The organism is Streptomyces sp. NRRL F-5135, from assembly GCF_000719775.1.
Lineage (GTDB): Bacteria > Actinomycetota > Actinomycetes > Streptomycetales > Streptomycetaceae > Streptomyces > Streptomyces hebeiensis.
The window spans coordinates 286,803-304,499 of the sequence record NZ_JOHR01000006.1; the positions used below are offsets into that span (position 1 = coordinate 286,803).

General features: G+C 66.6%; 12 protein-coding genes and 1 pseudogene. 8 read left to right on the forward strand and 5 right to left on the reverse strand.

Annotation, left to right across the window (positions count from 1 at the left end; genetic code table 11):
* The first annotated feature begins 72 nt into the window (after nt 1–72).
* From IG02_RS0111840 to IG02_RS0111865, 6 genes are all read left to right on the forward strand, one after another.
* Nucleotides 73–801, forward strand: a complete 729-nt coding sequence (locus tag IG02_RS0111840) for a bifunctional 4-hydroxy-2-oxoglutarate aldolase/2-dehydro-3-deoxy-phosphogluconate aldolase (protein WP_234314709.1) — start codon at nt 73–75, stop codon at nt 799–801.
* Nucleotides 798–1,385 carry an AAA family ATPase gene (locus IG02_RS0111845; RefSeq protein ID WP_199814003.1) on the forward strand — a complete coding sequence of 196 codons (588 nt, stop codon included), beginning with the start codon at nt 798–800 and terminating at the stop codon, nt 1,383–1,385. Before IG02_RS0111840 ends, IG02_RS0111845 begins: the two co-directional genes overlap by 4 nt.
* Nucleotides 1,386–1,515: 130 nt before the next feature.
* Nucleotides 1,516–2,313, forward strand: a complete 798-nt coding sequence (locus IG02_RS0111850; protein WP_030745182.1) for an IclR family transcriptional regulator — start codon at nt 1,516–1,518, stop codon at nt 2,311–2,313.
* Between the two features lie 88 nt (nt 2,314–2,401).
* Complete coding sequence (locus IG02_RS0111855; protein ID WP_037802753.1) at nt 2,402–3,826, forward strand: MFS transporter; 1,425 nt, start codon at nt 2,402–2,404, stop codon at nt 3,824–3,826.
* Nucleotides 3,827–3,893: 67 nt separating this feature from the next.
* Nucleotides 3,894–4,706, forward strand: a complete 813-nt coding sequence (locus IG02_RS0111860) for a sugar phosphate isomerase/epimerase family protein (protein WP_030745186.1) — start codon at nt 3,894–3,896, stop codon at nt 4,704–4,706.
* 70 nt (nt 4,707–4,776) lie between these two features.
* Nucleotides 4,777–5,568: an SDR family NAD(P)-dependent oxidoreductase gene (locus tag IG02_RS0111865; RefSeq protein WP_030745188.1), complete on the forward strand. Its 792-nt coding sequence runs from the start codon at nt 4,777–4,779 to the stop codon at nt 5,566–5,568.
* Between the two features lie 78 nt (nt 5,569–5,646).
* On the opposite strand, the gene IG02_RS0111870 is transcribed toward IG02_RS0111865, so the two are convergent.
* The 5 genes and pseudogenes from IG02_RS0111870 to IG02_RS0111895 all read right to left on the reverse strand — a co-directional run bounded on the left by IG02_RS0111870 (nt 5,647) and on the right by IG02_RS0111895 (nt 11,486).
* Nucleotides 5,647–7,479 carry a TerD family protein gene (locus tag IG02_RS0111870; protein WP_030745190.1) on the reverse strand — a complete coding sequence of 611 codons (1,833 nt, stop codon included), beginning with the start codon at nt 7,477–7,479 and terminating at the stop codon, nt 5,647–5,649.
* Nucleotides 7,480–7,716: 237 nt separating this feature from the next.
* A pseudogene (locus IG02_RS36255) lies at nt 7,717–8,967 on the reverse strand (IS3 family transposase).
* A gap of 29 nt (nt 8,968–8,996) precedes the next feature.
* Nucleotides 8,997–9,122: a hypothetical protein gene (locus IG02_RS43440; RefSeq protein ID WP_267958503.1), complete on the reverse strand. Its 126-nt coding sequence runs from the start codon at nt 9,120–9,122 to the stop codon at nt 8,997–8,999.
* 215 nt (nt 9,123–9,337) lie between these two features.
* A complete protein-coding gene (locus IG02_RS0111890) occupies nt 9,338–10,675 on the reverse strand; it encodes an IS630 family transposase (RefSeq protein ID WP_234314710.1) in 1,338 nt (445 codons plus the stop codon).
* 40 nt (nt 10,676–10,715) lie between these two features.
* Entirely contained in the window at nt 10,716–11,486 is a 771-nt protein-coding gene (locus IG02_RS0111895) for a transporter (protein WP_030745196.1), read from the reverse strand.
* 1,141 nt (nt 11,487–12,627) lie between these two features.
* Here IG02_RS0111895 and IG02_RS41520 point away from each other — a divergent pair.
* Both IG02_RS41520 and casA read left to right on the forward strand, forming a co-directional pair.
* Nucleotides 12,628–12,777, forward strand: coding sequence for an MYXO-CTERM sorting domain-containing protein (locus IG02_RS41520; RefSeq protein WP_158712276.1), 150 nt, complete (start codon nt 12,628–12,630; stop codon nt 12,775–12,777).
* Nucleotides 12,778–12,910: 133 nt separating this feature from the next.
* Nucleotides 12,911–17,662, forward strand: coding sequence for a type I-E CRISPR-associated protein Cse1/CasA (gene casA / locus IG02_RS36260; RefSeq protein WP_078854402.1), 4,752 nt, complete (start codon nt 12,911–12,913; stop codon nt 17,660–17,662).
* Nucleotides 17,663–17,697 lie beyond the last annotated feature (35 nt).

The following is a 17,697-nucleotide window of genomic DNA, read 5'->3' on the forward strand; positions in this document are numbered from 1 at the left end:
CTTGCTGAGGATCGCAGCACATCAGTCGCCCTCGAGGATGAGAACGATTGCTGAGATCGATTGCAATCGAAGATGTCAGACCTCGCCGCGATTCGTCAACGCACCCGGGTCTCGGCTCGCGAAGCGCGCGAAAGTGGTGTACCCATCAGGGTCATGTTCCAGAAACTCGACGTCATAGAGACCATCCGCGATTCCGGCAACGTCCTCATCGTCCGCCTCGACACCGCCGAGGAGGCGTTCGAGGTCGCCTCGGCCGCCGTCGCCGGCGGCATCCGCGCCCTCGAGATCACCCTGTCGATCCCCGGCGCCCTCACCGTGATCGAGCGCCTGACCGAGCGCTTCGCCGGTGAAGACGTGGCCTTCGGCGCGGGCACCGTCCTCGACGGGCACGCCGCCTGGGCGAGCATTCAGGCCGGTGCGCGGTTCCTCGTCAGCCCGAACCTCAACCCCGAGATGATCCGCGTCGCCAACCGCTACCAGATCGCCACCATCAGTGGTGCCTACACGCCGACCGAGATCCTCGATACGGCCGAGGCCGGCTCGGACATCGTCAAGCTCTTCCCCACCGAAGCCGGCGGCATCCCTTACGCCAAGGCGGTCCTGGCGCCGCTCGCGCACGTCCCGATCCTTCCGGCGGGTGGCGTCACCACCGCCAACGTCGGCGACTGGTTCGCCGCAGGCGTCGCGGCGGTCGGAGTGGGCAGCGCCATCACCAAGGCCGGCCGCCCCGACGGCGACATGGGCAAGGTCACCGCAGCGGCGGAGGAGTTCGTGGCCGCGATCGCGCGGGTGAAGCGGTGACCTGCGACGTCGGAGCCCTGCCCGTCGCCTACATCACGCTCGGCGGGGCGGGGTCGGGTAAGTCGACCTTGTCGAGACACCTCAGCTCCCTCACGGGCGCGGCGTATCTCGACAAGGACACGCTCGCCGAGCCCCTCGTGCGAGTGGCTCTCGAGGCGTTCGGGCAGGATCCCACCGATCGGGAATCCAACGAGCTGTACCTGCGGACCGTCATGCCGGCCGAGTACGAGACGCTCTTCACGACCGCCGGCCGGAATCTGGAACTCGGCCACTCCGTCGTCCTTGATGCGCCGTTCGTGGCCTACCTCGGAGACCCCGACTTCCTGCGTCGCTCGACCGAGAGTGCAGGCTGGCCCGCCGCTCGTATCCGAGTGATCCACGTACGCACCTCGCCCGAGGTCGTGCGGCAACGGTTGATCGAGCGCGGCAGCGAGCGGGACCGGGTCAAGCTCGCCGGATGGGACGTCTACTGGGAGCGATTCGGCGCGCTCGAGTGCCGCTGGAACACCGGCGAGCACGACGTCGTCGTGAACGATGACGAGTCGGCGTTCACGCGTCTGCGTGAGCTGGTGCAGCAGAGCTGACCGCCGAGTTCTCGGGGTCTGACGACCAGGATCACCCGTTGCTCTTGACAGCGATGGCGGAGGCATGTGACGTTTCGTAACGCCGTTACAGGCGGCGCGGGCGTATCCACGATGGCGAGGAGACGAAGACATGGCACTGGCCGATCACGTCACACATGCAATGCGTGTGCTCGAACTGCTGGCGCCGCATCCCGAAGGCCGACGCATCACGGAGATCGCTGAACGCCTGGGCGTCAACAAGGCCATCGCTCATCGTCTCCTCGCCGCCCTGGCCGACGCGGGCTATGTGAATCAGGATCCCCGCACCTCCAGCTACTTCGCCACGCACAGCCTCGGCGCCCTGGGGCTCCGCCAGCTGTCCTCGTCAGCGGTGGAAACGTGGGCTCAGCGAAGCCTGGACTCGCTCGCGGCGGAGTGTGAAGAGCTCGTTCGCCTGGCGGTGGCCACCAACGACTCCTTGAAGTGGATCGCCAAAGCCCAGGGGGCGAACTCGTCCCTTCGCATCGACCCTGTCATGGGCCAGGACGCGGTCCCCCACGCCACTGCGTCCGGGAAGGCGTGGCTCGCCACTCTTTCCGCGGACCGAGTCGAGACCGTGCTGGCGCACGCAAGCCGTCTCGACGTCACCCCCAGGTCCCCCCTCGATCGGTCCGCTCTCCACGTCGAGCTCGACGAGGTTCGTCACCGCGGGTACGCCACGACGATTGAGGAGATGGATCTCGGCATCAGTGCCGTGGCGGCCGCCATCCACGGAGCCGGACCGGGCCGGGAGGCCACCGGGACGATCAGCATCGCGGGCCCCTCCGTGCGGATGACCCGAGCGCGCATGGCCGAGCTGGCGCCACCCCTGCTCGCGGCCGCGGCTGACGTCTCCCGGAGCTGGCCGAGTTACACCTACCTCGTCGCAGACGAGGAACTCTCCGCCTAGACAGGCAGACACCCTTTCAACAGGTTCAGCGACCCTCGGCCCGGGGCGTTGGGATGTTCACTCGCGGCCAAATGCAATGGAGAATGCAATGACGCCCTCACGTTGCGCGCCCAGCGCATCCACCCCCGACAGCGCAGATCCTGTCCCGCGTAAGGGACGGGCCCGTAACCTGCTCGCCGGGACCGTCGGGCACTTTGTCGAGTGGTACGACTGGTACGTATACGGTCTTCTCGCCTCTGTCTTCTCCGCACAGATCTTCCCCTCGGACTCGAAGTTCGCGTCCCTCATCGCCGCGTTCCTCACTTACGCCATCGGGTTCGTCGTGCGGCCTCTGAGCGGCATCATGATCTCCCCACTTGCCGACCGGTACGGGCGTCGACGCGTCCTGTCCCTCGCGGTCTCGGGGATGACTCTCGGCGCGTTGATCATCGGGTTCACCCCCTCGTACGCGACCATCGGCTACTTCGCGCCGATCCTGTTCGTCGTCGCCCGCATCCTCCAGGGCATCTCCGCCGGTGCCGAGGGGCAGAGCGCCATCGCGTTCATGGTGGAACACTCTCCAGCCGACCGGCGTGGACTGTTCGGCTCCTTCACCAACATGGCCAGCGGGCTGGCAACCCTCGCCGCAACGGGCGCCGCGGCCGCCGTCACCTCCGTCTTCACCGACGACGCCCTGGAGTCGTACGGATGGAGGATCCCTTTCATCATCGGTGGTGTGATCGGCGTCGCTGGACTCATCCTCCGCTCCCGCTCGGACGAGTCTCCGGAGTTCGAGGCTGCCAGCACGCTCGACGAGCAGAAGTCCGCACCCGCGAAGCTCCTCCAACTGCTCCGCGAGCACCCGAAGGCGATCCTGCAGACTGCTGCCCTTTCCGCTCCCGCCGTGGCCTACTACACCTGGGCGACGTTCCTGCCCACCTACGCCAACCTCACCTCGGACCGAGACCTGTCCTCCACCCTTGCCGGCAGCGTGATCGGCCTGGCCCTGCTGGTTGTCGTCGTTCCCGCCAGCGGCTACCTCTCCGACCGTCTCGGCCGCCGGAAGATCTTCCCCATCATCGGCGCCATCGGAATGATCGTCCTGTTCTATCCGCTCCTTCTCCTGCTACAGGCGCCCGGCTTCGGTGTCTACGTCATCGTCGCCGCCTCCGGATGGGTTGTCCTCGGAATCTGGCAAGGCGTCTACCCCACCATCCAGGCTGAGCTGTTCCCCGCCTCGGTCCGCGTCTCCGGAATCGGATTCGCCCATCAGATCGTCATCGCCCTCTTCGGCGGTACCGCCCCCCTCGTCGCGTCCGCGTTCGTCGGCGCCGGACGGCCCATGTACGTGGCGATCTACATGATCGTCGTCGTCGCCCTGTGCCTCATCGTCTACTTCACGCTCCCGGAGACCGGCAGCCGCGCCCCGCGGGAGATCGTTTCCGCGACCGACACCCTCGCCCTCGTCACGATCGACGACTCGTCCACTGCTGCCAGTTCAACCCCCGCCCCGTACAAGGAGTCCCGGTCGTAGTCGCTCGTGCTCCCGAGCGCGTGACGCGGGACACTCCAAAGACTGAAAAGATCGAACGGAAACGCACATGATCATCAATACTTTTTCGTACCTTTGGTCGACAACGGCGATCGATGCGATATCGGAGTTGGTCCGGAACGGGTACAACACCTTCGAGGTCCCCATCAGCTCTCCCCACTGCTGGCCGGAAGAGATCTCCAGCTCCGAGCGTTCGGCAATCCTGGCAGAACTCAACGAGAACGGCGCCAAGATCCGGTCCCTGAACGCCGGCGGATACGACATCAATCTGGCCAGTCCTGCTGCCAGCATGCGCCGGAAGAGCATCGAGCACATCGCCTCGGTGATCGACCTTGCGGTGGCTTGGGATGTCCCTGAAGTCGTGATCTCACCCGGCACGCGGCGTCCAATGATCTCCCCTCCACTGGAGAAGGTATACGGGTGGATGCACGAAAGCCTGGATGAGCTGATCCCGCTGGCCAAGCGAGCGGGAAAGCGACTCCTCTTCGAGAACACCCCTTACTGCTTTGCTCCCACGATTGGGGAACTGGCGGAAATCGTCGGCACTGTCAACGATGACGCACTGAAAATCGTGTACGACGTCGCGAATGCTGCTTACATCGGGGAGGATCCCGTGTCGAGTCTGCGCTTGCATCACCGATCGGTTGCACTCATGCATATCTCCGACACGGGTACGGAGACTTGGGGCCACGACCCCATCGGCACTGGGGTGATCGATTGGAGCAACTTGGGCGCAGCAGTTCAAGAAACAATCGGGGTGGACAATGTAGTGCTCGAAATCATCCGGGAAAAGAACACCCTTGAAGAATTCGCGAAGGCAATGCGTGACCTCAGTGAAGAGGGTTGGACCGTCGGACAGTGATTTCAGTGCCTCGGGGTTCAGGGTGACTCCGAGGGGCATCGAAGATGCAAATATGCAAGGAGAGTGTGCAATGAGGGCTCTGGTCAGTGGCGGAAGCAGCGGTATCGGCGCGGCCGCAAGCCTTAGGCTCGCAGAGGCAGCGCTTGCCCGTGGCGAACAGCCGATGATCGCGGTAGCCGGCCTTACTGCGAACGCGCGACAAGACGAGGTCGTCCGATCGATCCAGTCGATGGGCGGCAAGGCCATTGCATTGACAGGAGACCTGGGTGATCCCGGCGTGCCCGGTCAGCTGGTAACCGCTGCGGTCGACGAGTTCGGCGGCTTGGATGCGCTGGTGGCAAATGCCGGAATCGCCAGCCCTGGCGCACTCAAGGATCTCTCCCTCGAGGACTGGGACAGCATGTTCTCCGTCAACCTTCGCGGGGCGTGGCTGCTTGCCAAAGCGAGTTACCCGCACCTGAAGGATAGCCGCGGGTCCGCCTGTTTCACCTCTTCAATGTCCGGCCAGCTCCCACATGCCGGATCGGGTGCTTACAGTCCGACCAAGGCTGCGCTCACACTGTTGGCTCAGACGCTCGCACTGGAGTGGGCACCTGACGGAATCCGCGTGAACGTGGTATCCCCGGGCATGACTCGCACGCAGATGACTGAACAAATGTACCTCGACCCCGAAGTCAAGAAGGCGAGGGAAGAAATCATCCCGTTGGCGAAAATTGGCGACCCGATGGATATCGCGAACGTGATCGAGTTTCTTGTCAGCCCGCTGGCGGGATATGTCACCGGCCAGGATGTCTGCGTCGATGGGGGTTTCTCCAAGTCTATTCTCAGTCACATTCCCGGTCGGCCCAGCTCCAAGTCCTGACGGGAACTGTTCCACCAGCTTGACAGTCACACAGCGGCGCCCCTTGGAAGCCCGGCCCTCCCGAGGGGAGCCTGTCGGTCATTCGGCGACGTCGACTCCGTAGCCACGAGCCAGGTCGGCCAGGCCGTGTTCATAGCCCTGACCGACGGCACGCAGCCGCCAGCCCTCTCCTCGGCGGTAGAGCTCGGCAAGGATCATGGTGCGCTCGGTGGTAGCGGCGTCGAGGGTGGCCCGGGCGGCCGGGGCCGCGCCGATCGCGCAGGTGGCGGTGATCTCGATAGCTCCGACGTCGGAGAAAGTCGCGACGCCGTCTGTCGCGGCGGCGATGACTACCCTGTGGGTCTCCAGGGGCAGGCGCTCCAGGTCCGCGGTGACGGCCTGCTCCGTCGGACCGTCCGTGGTGAGCCGCACGGTCCCGTCCGGGTGCTCGGGGGCGCTGTAGAAGACGAAGTCCTCATCTCCGGGAACCTGTTCCCGCGCGTCCACCGCGAAGGCGACGACGTCCACGTCGCAGTCGGCCTGCTGACGCCAGGTGGCGGCCACCGTCCAGGGCGTTCCGGTTTCGGACAGGTCGATGACGGCACCTCGGACCAGCACCGCAGCCGAGTCCGGCTGGTTCCCGGCTGTGCTCTTCGTCGGTGCGGGTGCGGGTGCGAGCAGCCAGTCGGCGTCGTGGACGCGGAGACCGAGGGCGGTGATGCGAGTCATGCGCCGGTCCGTTTCGCCGCCGGGCAGCACGACGACGTCGGTCACGCCGGCGGAGAGGTTGACCGCCGCGGAGGCGCCAAGGACGACGGCACGCGCGCGTGCCCCGACGGCCTGATCGTGGGTGCCGCCCAGGACCAGGACTCTGCGTCCGGTGAGCGACTGATCCGCCGTGACGGTGGACGCGGTCGGTGCGGCAGTGCGCTGGGCCGGGAGGTTCTGCGTGGGCGCAGGCTGTGCGGTCGCAGCACTCGCGGGCGTTTGCGCCACGCGACGCGGCCGGGCGGTGCCCTTGGCCTGGCCCGGCTGCACACTCTCCAGCAGCCGCAGATAGGTCGGCTCGTCCACGAGGGGGACGCCCTCGTCCGCCGCGCGATTCAGCTTTGCAGTTCCGGCGCCGGGATCGTTGGTGACGACGACGCTGGTCAGGCCGCTGACCGAGGTCATCATGTTCAGCCCGGCCGTCGCCGAGCGGGCGACCAGTTCCTCGCGGGCGACCTGGGTGTCGCCCGTGATGGCGACCTTCATCCCCTGGACCAGCGCCCCGCCCGATTCCAGACGACCGGGATTGCGGTACGCGCACGGTGTCTTGGGGACGTACGGCTTGTAGTCCTGGCGCGGCGGACAGTCCAGGAGCGGCAGGGACAGACCCAGTTGCTCGGCCGCACCCAGCGAGCCGCGCAGGACACCGGAGAGCACCCGTACGTCGTCCCGCGCGTCGTGGGCCTTCTCCTGGCGCACGCCGTAGTGCGCGGCGAGGGTGCCCAGCTTGAGATCGGGGGTCGCGGGTCCGACCAGACGATTGAGGGCCAGCGTGCACAGCCGCCTGCTCACCGGCACCCAGGACCGGACGTGGGCGAACTCGTGGGCCAGGAAGTCGTAGTCGAACTGGGCGTTGTGGGCGACCAGGACGCGGCTGCTCAGCAGCGCTCCCACCTGCGGCGCGATGTCCTCGAAGGTGGGAGCGCCGGCGAGACGGTCGGAGGTGAGGCCGTGGATATGCGCCGGGCCGGGGTCGCAGCCCGGATTGAGGAGGGTGGAGAACTCCCCCGTCCGGTTGCCCTGTGCGTCGAGCGTGAGGATCGCGAGGGACAGGACACGGTCCCGGCCGGGTCTCAGCCCGGAGGTCTCCACATCCACCAGCGCCCAGTCATAAGCGTAGTCAGGCAGGGTGGACCACTTCGGGCTCGATGACAGCAGGGCCATATATGACTTCCCCCCAGAAACAGCTGCGCACTCGACCTCTCCGTAATGATGGTCGAAGGGGTGAGATTTTCGCACGTATCGGGCCCTGTTCGTGGTGGATCCATGACGAAGAGCCAGCTCGGCCCCGCCTGGACAAGTTTCGGCCTCGGCCACGGCCGAGGCGACACGGTGACTTGATGGATCACCGATGCCCACTCCGCGTACGCACCCTGAACCGCCCCGGGTTCGTTAGAGATCTCAGTTGGTGGCTGTGAGCTGGGGTTTCGTGGTTGCTCGGTAGGAGTTGGCTTCGTATTCGACGGGCGGAATGTGCCCTATCTCACCGTGGAGTCGGCGGTGGTTGTACCAGTCGACCCACTCGGCGGTGGCGAGTTCGACGTGCGAGAGCGTCTTCCATGGCCGCATCGGCTTGATGACCTCGGTCTTGAACAGGCCGATCGTCGACTCCATCAGCGCGTTGTCGTACGCGTCGCCGACCGAGCCGATGGAGGCCGCGATCTGGGCCGCATCCAGGTGTTCGGCCAGCCGGAATGACGTGTATTGCGACCCCGCGTCGGAGTGGTGGACCAGTTCGCCGGGCACGGGCGGCCGGCCGTCGCGGTCGCGCTGCCACAGACCCATGTCCAGGGCTCAGGACGAGTTGGGTCTCCTTCGACAGCGAGGCGGACCAGCCGACGATGCGGCGGGAGAAAGTGTCCACGACGAAGGCGACATAGACGACGCCCGCCCAGGTGGCCACGTGCGTGAAGTCGGCGACCCAGGTCCGGTTGGGGGCCGGGGCGACGAAGTCCCGGTCGACGCGGTCCGGGGCCCGGGCGGCGGCTGGGTCCGGCATGGGGGTGATCACCTTCTTGCCGCGCACCGCGCCGGCGATGCCGATTTCGCGCATCGGGCGCTCGGTCGTGCAGCGGGCCGCCGCATGCCCCTGCCGCTTCAGCTCGCGCCAGACCTTTCTCGCGCCATAGACACGGTAGTTGGACTGGTAGACCTCCTGGATCAGCTCCTTGAGTTCTTCGTCCCGCACCGCTCGCGGCGAAGGAGCCGCTTGTCGTTTCTTGCAGGCGTAGTAGGTGGAGGGGGCGATCTTGCAGCCGTGCTGGGTCAGCGTGCGGCAGATCGACTCGACCCCGCCGAAGCGGACCCGGTGCTCGTCGATGAACGTTACGAGCGAGGCAGTGGCCGGTCGAGCTCGGCTGCGGAGAAACTCGCCGCGGCCTTCAAGATCTCATTCGCGCGCATGAGTTCGGCGATCTCCTTCTTCATCGCCTTGATCTGCGCGGATTCCCCGCTCGTGGTCCCCGGCAGGGTCCCGGAATCGATCTGGTCCTGGCGGGCCCACTTGCGCAGCGTCTCGCGTGAGCCGATACCGAGCTTGACCATGACCGCGTTGATCGCGGCGGACTCGGTCGGGTAGTCACCGCGGACCTCAGCGACCATGCGCACCGCGCGCTTGCGCAGCTCAGGGGGATAAGAGGAGGGACGTGCCATGACTCTGATCCTTACACGGAATCGAGTCTCTATTCGAACCGGGGCGGTTCAACCCGCGGGAACAGACCGCCGACCTCCAGCAGCAACTCCTCCAGCCGGTCCGACCACTCCGCATCCGTGATCTCGGCCGGAACCTCCAGCAACTCTGCCTGCATACACGGCAGTTACCCGCCACCAGAGATCACCGAACTACCACACCCACCGTGATCTACAACTGAAGGGCCTGAGCCTCGATCTTGCAGAAGGGTCCGCCGATGGATTCGACGGACCCTTTCGAACAATTGAGGTTAATCCTCACCGTGTAGCGCGCGATACTGGGAATAGACACGCGCTAGTGTCCTGCGCCAGAAATTGCAGGCTTAAGTCTGTTTCAGGTTTCGGTGGTCGGTGGGTTGATTTTGGTGAGGTAGTCGGCGAGGGAGTTGAGGATCTCGTCGGCGGTCTTGGTCCAGGTGAAGGGCCTGGGGTTCTTGTTCCATCCGTCGATCCAGGCCCTGATGTCTTGCTCAAGGGCCTTCACGGAGGTGTGGACGCCGCGGCGGATGAGCTTGTCCGTCAACAGGCCGAACCATCGCTCGACCTGGTTCATCCAGGAGGAGCCGGTGGGGGTGAAGTGGACGTGGAAGCGGGGGTGTTTTCCCAGCCAAGTCCTGATCTCGGCGGTGTTGTGGGTGGCGTAGTTGTCACAGACCAGATGGACGTCGAGGCCGACGGGCACCGCCTTGTCGATCCGGATCAGGAACTTCTTGAACTCGATGGCCCGGTGGCGGCGGTGCAGTTGCGATATGACGCTGCCGTCGGCGATGTTGAACGCGGCGAACAGGCTCGTGATGCAGTACCGGTAGTAGTCGTGGGTGCGCCGCTCGGGCATGCCCGGCATCATCGGCAGTACGGGCTGGGACCGGTCCAGCGCCTGGATCTGGCTCTTCTCGTCCACGCACAGCACCACCGCCTTCTCGGGCGGATGGTGGTACAGGCCGACGACGTCGACGACCTTCGCGATGAATTGCGGGTCGGTGGAGAGCTTGAAGGCGTCCTGGAGATGGGGCTTGAGGTCGAACTTCTTCCAGATCCGCCCGATGGTGGACTTCGACAGGCCGGTGTGCTGGGCCATCGAAGCCCGCGACCAGTGGGTGTCCTGACCCGGGGTGGACTCCAACGTCGCCGTGAGCACGTCCTCGACCTGGTCCAACAGGATCGAGGGCGGTCTGCCGGGACGCGGCTCATCACTCAGCCCGTCCAGCCGCAAGCGGATGAACCTCGACCGCCAACGGTTCACCGTTCCGTGTGAAACACCGAGCTCGGCGGCGACCTCCTTGTTCGTCCCACCGTCCGCGCACCGCAGCACGATCCTCGCCCGCAGCGCCAAAAACTGCGCGGTCTTCGCCCGCCGCGCCCAGCGCGTCAACTCCGCGCGCTCAGCCTCGGTGAGGACCAGGTCCGGCTTGCGCCGGCCCGGTCGCGGCTCGTCGGCCAGACCTGCCAGCCGGTGAGCCGCGAACCGGGAGCGCCACTTGCGCACCGTCGCCACATTCACACCCAAGTCGGCCGCCACCTGTGAACTTGACGCACCATCTGCACAAGACAGGACGATCCGAGCGCGCTCGGCCGAACGAGATCCCGCCCCACCACCCGCCCAACGCGACAACTCGGCGCGCTCCTCCTCGGACAGCACAACCTCGACAGCACGCGGACCCCGATGCGACATGAAAACAGCCTACAGATTTAAGACCATATTTTCCGGCGCATCACACTAGGTCGACGTCCTTTGGGTCGATCTTCAGGTAGACCAGCAGCTTGCTTCGCTGCGGCGGGCACAGGCAGGCGAAGTTTCGCAGCCGCTGATACGCCCGGTAGGTCTTGCGCTCAACCCGGTTCACGCCATCCCCGAGCCCGAGCAGGACCTTGTCGACCGCGCCCGCCAACTCCACCATCGACGCGCCCTGGACGCCGGCCGCCGCCCGGACAACTGCCTGGCGCCGACTCCGGTGGCCCACCTGCATGCCGCAGCTCACTGAGGCCACGGTCTCAAGCCCGAGCAGGTCGCTGCCGAAGAGCCGGTAGCGGACCAGGTCGATCGACCTCCGGTGCTCGCGCACGGCGTGCACGTCGTAGCGAGTGAAGTCGCCGGCGATGCAGATCAGGCGTGGAGCGCTCCACAGGACCTGGGACGCGGCCGTCACCCCGAGCCGGTCGCGGACCAGGTACTCGAACTCAGCGCCGTGGTCCATCAGCCACGAGAGGTAGAACAGCCCCTGGTTGATGACGCCGGCGTCGACACCGCGCTTGTACTCCACGATGACCGGCGATCCGTTTTCGTCCAGCCCGAGCGAGTCGATCCGGCCCCCGTGCACCGGCCCGGTGCCGTACTCGCTCGCCAGGAACCGGACGCCCAGCAGCGTCTCCATGTGCGCCTCGACGAGACTCTGCACATCTGCCTCGATCTCAGCAAGAAGCGGCATGACCTCGGTCATGCCTCTATTGGCCGTGTCCATGCGGAACAGCTTCAGGCCCGACACCTTCCCCTCCTCGGCTCGGAGATCACCAACGCCGACGAGGTACAGGATTGTTTCCGCAAGAGCGTTCGAGGGTGTGAAGATGGGGTGAGAAGCACTTTCGAGACCATGGGAAGGTGCCAGCACCCCACCGGTCACTCGAACGGCCAGATCCCACATACGTCCCACAAAACACCTGGCTACCCATCACAGATTCGGTAAAGCGCAGGTCAGAGCGGGTCTACGTGGGATACAGCAGGCGCCTTCTAAGCGCTTGGCCGCAAGTTCGAGTCCTGCCGGGGGCGCATGTCTCCGCCCACTTGAGAGGGCTTTTTGCTGGTCAGAGCGGGTGCAGCCAGATACAATAGAACGCCGGACCGCCCCCGGCGCTCGCGGGGAAGGTCCGGAGCTGTCCGACTGTCACCGGGCCTCTGCGGGTGGCTGCGGTGAATACGCGGAGAAGTTCTCCAGGGTCGACGGGGCCGGCTACCGATCGGCTGACGCTTCCCCTTCGCGGCCCGTGCACCGCAGCCGCTCGTTGCGGAAGATTTCAAGTCCAGTGAGATGGTCGTGACGGGGAGCCGGATCAGATCCGGCGGGCTTGGCCCTGGTCATGAGAGGGTGGTTCTCCTGTCGTGCCCTCGCAAGCCAACCCGACGAGGCGGGACGTCTCACCCAAGGCTGACAGAGAGGGGTCGGGCCATGGCGGGTACGGTGGCTTCTGTACACGCTGGCCCACGACGAAGTCGAGCAGGCTGTGCATGACATGACGGGTCCTCGCATACGCGGGGGTGGTCCCCGAGATCATCCATCTTGAGGTGTACCGAATCTGTGATCCCCGCGCATGCGGGGCTACGAGGCGACACAGGTGCGTTCTGTTATGAGCACAGGAGTCAGTCTGAACTGAGATCATCTCCCCCTTTTCTCCCGTCAACTCTTATGAACCGAGAACATCCTCTTGAGGTGATCCTTTCAGCACCCGACCAACTAGGCGTCTCCCGACTTCGGCTGAAAGCCCGCGAGGCTCGGTGTGGAGCCACTAGGCTCCACACCGAGCCTCAAGCTCGGCCCAGCATGTGGGCCGGACTCGGATACATACTCCGCAGCATCGGAGAGCCGAGCCCGACCCGTCCCCAAGTGCCTCAAGGACAAGGAGATTCTAGCCATGCCCGCGTTAATCGCGCCTGACCAGCCGCCCGATCCCCCGATCTGGGGGCTGATCACCGCCATGATCGCTGCCTCGCCGGACCGGCCCTGGGCCTGGGCAGCCCTTCTCGCAGTCGGCGTCGTGCTCTCCAGCCGACGCCGAACCTGACCCTCCTGGCCCTTACGTGAGGGCGGGCACCCGCGCCAGCGGCTGTCCGCCCTCACCTGGCCGACAGCCCTGCCACGTCGTCCGTATCACGACCCGCTTACAGTGCTGACCAGCTCTGCGGAGGGAAACCGACATGAACCCCGTCGACATCGCTTCTTCCCGCCCCGAGCCGGATGCACGAGCCCTCTCTGCATCTGCCCGGTCTGCCTGGGCTAAGCACGACCGCAAAACCGATGGCTGGCTTCCGCTGTGGCGTCACATGATGGACAGCGCGTCAGTGGCGGGAAAGTTGTGGGAGGACTGGCTGCCCGCGTCCGTCAAGCGGCTGGTGTCCGAGCCTTTGCCAGGCGGCGGTGACGACGCCGCGCGGCTCGTACGTTTCCTCTCGGCGTCCCACGACATCGCCAAGTGCACACCGGCTTTCGCCTGCCAGGTCGAGCAGCTGGCCCAGCGGATGCGGGACCACGGACTGGACATGCCCACCGTCAAGGAGTACGGGCAGGACCGGAAACTGGCGCCACACGGGCTGGCGGGGCAGTTGGTGCTGCAGGAATGGATGCGGGAGCGGTTCGGGCTGGGGGCGCGAGTCGCCGGGCAGTTCGCGGTGGTGGCTGGAGGGCACCACGGTGTACCGCCGGGAAGTCCACAGATCCATGATCTGCAACTACGGCCGCATCTCCTGCGGCATCCCGGACCGAGTGAGGCCGTATGGCACCGGACGCAGTACGAACTTCTCGACTGGTGTGCCCAGTTGACGGGCGTGACAGGGCTGTTGCCGACGTGGCGTGGAGTCCGGTTGCCTCAGCCGGTGCAGGTGCTGTTGACGGCTGTGGTGATCCTCTCGGACTGGATCGCCAGTGCCCCTGAGCTGTTTCCCTACGCACCCGAGTCATGGCATCCGGTGGGTGCAGCCGGTGAGCAGCGTCGGCTGCTCGCTGCCTGGGAGGGCTTGAATCTCCCCGGTCCCTGGCAGCCGCAGATGCCCACGGCATCGCCGCGGGAGTTGTTCCGTCAGCGTTTCCCCAAGCTCCAGGACGCGGCGCTTCGTCCGGTCCAGCAGGAGGCGGTCCGGATGGCGCAGGTCATGGATCCGGCCGGCCTGCTCATCATCGAAGCACCGATGGGTGAGGGGAAGACCGAGGCCGCGCTGGCGGCGGCGGAGATCCTCGCGGCGCGTTCAGGCGCCGGCGGTCTGCTGATGGCGCTTCCCACCCGGGCGACCGGGGACGCGATGTTCGACCGGCTCCTGTCCTGGCTCGACGCGTTGCCCACGAACGGATCGCGGATGCGGTCGGTAGTCCTGGCTCACGCGAAGGCCGCACTCAAAGAGAGTTGGGCTGGCCTGCTGCGTGAAGGAAGCCGGGCCATCACCGCCGTCGAACCCGACGGGAGCCGGCAAGAGGTCACGCCAAGGGACAGGGATCAGGGCGGAGTGCAGCATCCTGCCGGTCTCCATGCTCACCAGTGGCTTCGCGGGCGGAAGAAGCAGCTGCTTGCCTCTTTCGCTGTCGGGACGGTGGACCAGGTGCTGTTCGCGGCTCTCAAGAGCCGTCATCTGGCCCTGCGCCATCTCGCGATGGCGGGCAAGGTGGTGGTGATCGACGAGGTGCACGCGTACGACGCCTACATGAACCGCTATCTGGACCGGACCCTTGAGTGGCTGGCCGCTTACCGGGTCCCGGTTGTGCTCCTTTCCGCCACCCTTCCGGCGGAGCGGAGGCGGGCTCTCGCCGCCGCCTATGCGGGCGATGGCGGTGCCGCGTCGGTCGCAGCGGACGCTGACGCCTACCCGCTGCTGACCGCCGTATCGCCGGGACAGGACGCGTTGACCGCCCGGCCGGCCGCGGCTTCCGACCGTGGCTCGGCCGTCGTGCTGGAGCGCATGGATGACGATCTCGACACACTGGCCGATCGGCTTGACGCGGAACTGGCCGACGGCGGATGCGCCCTCATCGTACGGAACACCGTGGGACGGGTGTTGGAGGCCGCCGAGGCGCTGAAGGACCGACTCGGTGAAGCGCGGGTGACCGTGGCCCACTCGCGGTTTCTGGCAGCCGACCGAGCCGCCAACGAGGTCGGTCTATTACGCAAGTTCGGCCCGGGCGGCGAGCGGCCGGCGCGGCATGTGGTGGTCGCCAGCCAGGTGGTGGAGCAGTCCCTCGACGTGAGTTTCGACGTGCTGGTCACCGACTTGGCACCCGTCGACCTTGTGCTGCAGCGTATGGGGCGGTTGCACCGGCACCCCTCGCCCCGGCCGGCCCGGCTGTCCACTCCCCGGTGTCTGATCACCGGCGTCGACTGGAGCGCGTCGCCACCCGCACCCGTGGCAGGCACCCGGGCTGTATATCCAGGCGACTGGACCCTGTTGCGTTCGCTCGCCACCCTCACACCGCACCTCGACGGCGTTCCCGTAAGACTGCCGCACGACATCAGCGCGCTGGTACAGAGCGCGTACGGCGGTGGGCCGTTGGGCCCGGTGGCCTGGGCAGGCAACATCGCTGAAGCCGAGGGACGGCACCGGGCTCTGCTCGCGGAGAAGCGGCGCAGGGCGGACGGCTTCCTGCTGGGACCCGTACGGCGTGCCGGCCGGCCGGTGTACGGATGGCTGGAGGCTCATGCGGGAGACGCGGACGACAGCCCGGCCGGGCGGGCACAGGTACGGGACGGCGAGGAGACACTGGAAGTCCTTGTCATCCAGCGGCAGGCCGACGGACGGCTGACCACCGTGCCATGGTTGGACGAGGGGCAGGAGGGCGGACGGGGCGGCCGGGAATTGCCCGTCGACTTCCCCCCGAACCGGCGTTCGGCCGAGGCGGTGGCCGCCAGCGCACTCACTCTGCCCGGACGGTTCAGCAAGCCCTGGATGATCGACCGCACCATCGCGGACCTGGAGAAGTTCCTGGTCCCGGCCTGGCAGGTGAAGGAATGCCCCTGGCTGGCGGGCGAATTGATCCTCGTCCTGGACGAGCGTTGTCAGACCCGGCTGGCAGGCTTCTCCCTGAGCTACAGCCGCGCCGAGGGACTGCGGGTAGCCGACCCCGGCGCGTCCGGGGACGGTCCGGACGGCCCCGGCAGTACAGAGCAGGAAAGGGACGAGCACGGTGCACAACAGTCGGCCGCGCAGCGAACGGTTACAGAAGTCTCGGCGGAATCAGGTGTCGCGAAGCAGAGTGGCGGCCCGGTGAGCCTGCCCGGACCTCGGCGCGGCCATGAGCGCGTCGATGACGTCGGCCCGGCAGCCTTCAACCTGGTGCGTGAGGCGTGGGTTCCGGTACAGCGCCTCGATGGCACGGTGGTAGAGCTGTCGTTGCGAGAGGTTTTCGAGGGCGCTGACACCTTGCGCGGGATCGTCGGCGACGTCCCCACCCAGAATCCCGTTCTGCTCAGGCTGCTGCTGGCGGTTCTCCATGATGTCCTGGAGGGGCCAGCCACCCTTGAGGACTGGGAAGACCTGTGGCAAAGCCGGGCACCGTTCACGGCTGCCGCCGACTACCTGCAACGCCACGCCGACCGCTTCGAACTTTTCGACGAAAAACGGCCGTTCTTCCAAGTGGCCGGACTCAGGACCGCGAAGGACGAGGTCGCTCCCCTCAGCCGGATCGTCGCCGACGTTCCCACGGGTTCCGCCCTGTTCTCCATGCGGCGTCCGGGTGTGGAGCGGCTGTCTTTTGCTGAAGCCGCGCGATGGCTGCTCCACGCTCACGCCTTCGATACCTCGGGCATCAAGTCCGCGATGAAGGGTGATGAGACACGCAGCAAGGCGGGCAAGGTCTATCCCCTGGGCGTCGGTTCGCTGGGGCATCTGGGCTGTGTGTTCGCCGAGGGAGACACTCTGCGGGAGACCCTGCTGCTCAATCTCATTCCGTTCGAGGAGGCGTATGGGGGAAGCGAGTTCGCCGAGCGGATCGGTGAGGACCGGCCGGTCTGGCGCCAGGACGAGCCGTACGGCCCTGGTCCCCGCGGTGAGCGTGCGGGCGGTGCCGACCCCATGGGCTTGCGGGACCTGTACACCTGGCAGTCTCGCCGGATCCGCCTGTGCGCTGCGGCAGGTGCGGTGACGGGTGTCGTCCTGGGCTATGGCGATCCCCTCCTCCCGCCCGCGCCGTGGCTGCTGGAGCCCATGAGCGGGTGGCGCCGTAGCCCCGTGCAGGAGAAGAAACAGAGCCGGGCGCTGGTCTACACCCCGTCCCGGCACGATCCGAACAGGTCGGCGTGGCGGGGTCTCGGTGCCCTGCTCCCCGCCCGTACCCAGCACGAGGAGTCGACAGGCCGCGGGGAGCCACCCGAGCAGCTGCGCTCCGGTGTCACCCGGTGGTACAGCCAGGTCATCACCGAGAGCGAGATCGATCCTGGGAAGCTGATCCGGCTCCGCCTGACTGGCATGGTCTACGGCACGCAGCAGTCCGTGATCGATGAGATCGTCGACGACTCCGTCGTGCTCCCAGTCGTCACTCTGCACGAGACCAACCCGGTGTACGGTGCCGCAGCCCTGGATGCCGTCAGCGACGCCGAAAAGGCCGTAGAGGCGCTGGGGCACCTCGCCCGCAATCTCGCCCGCGCTGCCGGAAGCGACCACCCGGCGGCGGGCGCGTCAGCCCGGGATCTCGGATACGGCGCCCTGGACGGCCCGTATCGCGCATGGCTGCGGGACCTGGCGCGGCAGCCGGACCTCCAGGCGGCCCGGCACACGTGGCGGGAGACCGTTCGCCGTCACATGCTCCGGCTGGCCCGGCAGGAGGTCAGGTCCGCCGGACCGGCGGCCAGCGAGGGCCGAGTGCTCGATCTCCCCGGCCGAGGCGCAATCCTGATGGACACCGGCCGCGCCGAACTCTGGTTCCACACACGGCTGCACCAGGTGCTGGGCCCGCCGTCGACTACTGCTTGACGGCCACCACCGCAGCCTCCTTCGAACGCCCCTCG

What these genes read in the sequence shown, in the direction of transcription:
- IG02_RS0111860 (WP_030745186.1), top strand. Translation starts at nt 3,894, where the DNA reads ATGATCATCAATACTTTTTCGTACCTTTGGTCGACAACGGCGATCGAT.
- IG02_RS41520 (WP_158712276.1), top strand. Translation starts at nt 12,628, where the DNA reads ATGCCCGCGTTAATCGCGCCTGACCAGCCGCCCGATCCCCCGATCTGG.
- IG02_RS0111890 (WP_234314710.1), bottom strand. Translation starts at nt 10,675, where the DNA reads ATGTCGCATCGGGGTCCGCGTGCTGTCGAGGTTGTGCTGTCCGAGGAG.
- IG02_RS43440 (WP_267958503.1), bottom strand. Translation starts at nt 9,122, where the DNA reads ATGCAGGCAGAGTTGCTGGAGGTTCCGGCCGAGATCACGGATGCGGAG.
- IG02_RS0111870 (WP_030745190.1), bottom strand. Translation starts at nt 7,479, where the DNA reads ATGGCCCTGCTGTCATCGAGCCCGAAGTGGTCCACCCTGCCTGACTAC.
- IG02_RS0111865 (WP_030745188.1), top strand. Translation starts at nt 4,777, where the DNA reads ATGAGGGCTCTGGTCAGTGGCGGAAGCAGCGGTATCGGCGCGGCCGCA.
- IG02_RS0111850 (WP_030745182.1), top strand. Translation starts at nt 1,516, where the DNA reads ATGGCACTGGCCGATCACGTCACACATGCAATGCGTGTGCTCGAACTG.
- IG02_RS0111840 (WP_234314709.1), top strand. Translation starts at nt 73, where the DNA reads ATGTCAGACCTCGCCGCGATTCGTCAACGCACCCGGGTCTCGGCTCGC.
- casA (WP_078854402.1), top strand. Translation starts at nt 12,911, where the DNA reads ATGAACCCCGTCGACATCGCTTCTTCCCGCCCCGAGCCGGATGCACGA.
- IG02_RS0111855 (WP_037802753.1), top strand. Translation starts at nt 2,402, where the DNA reads ATGACGCCCTCACGTTGCGCGCCCAGCGCATCCACCCCCGACAGCGCA.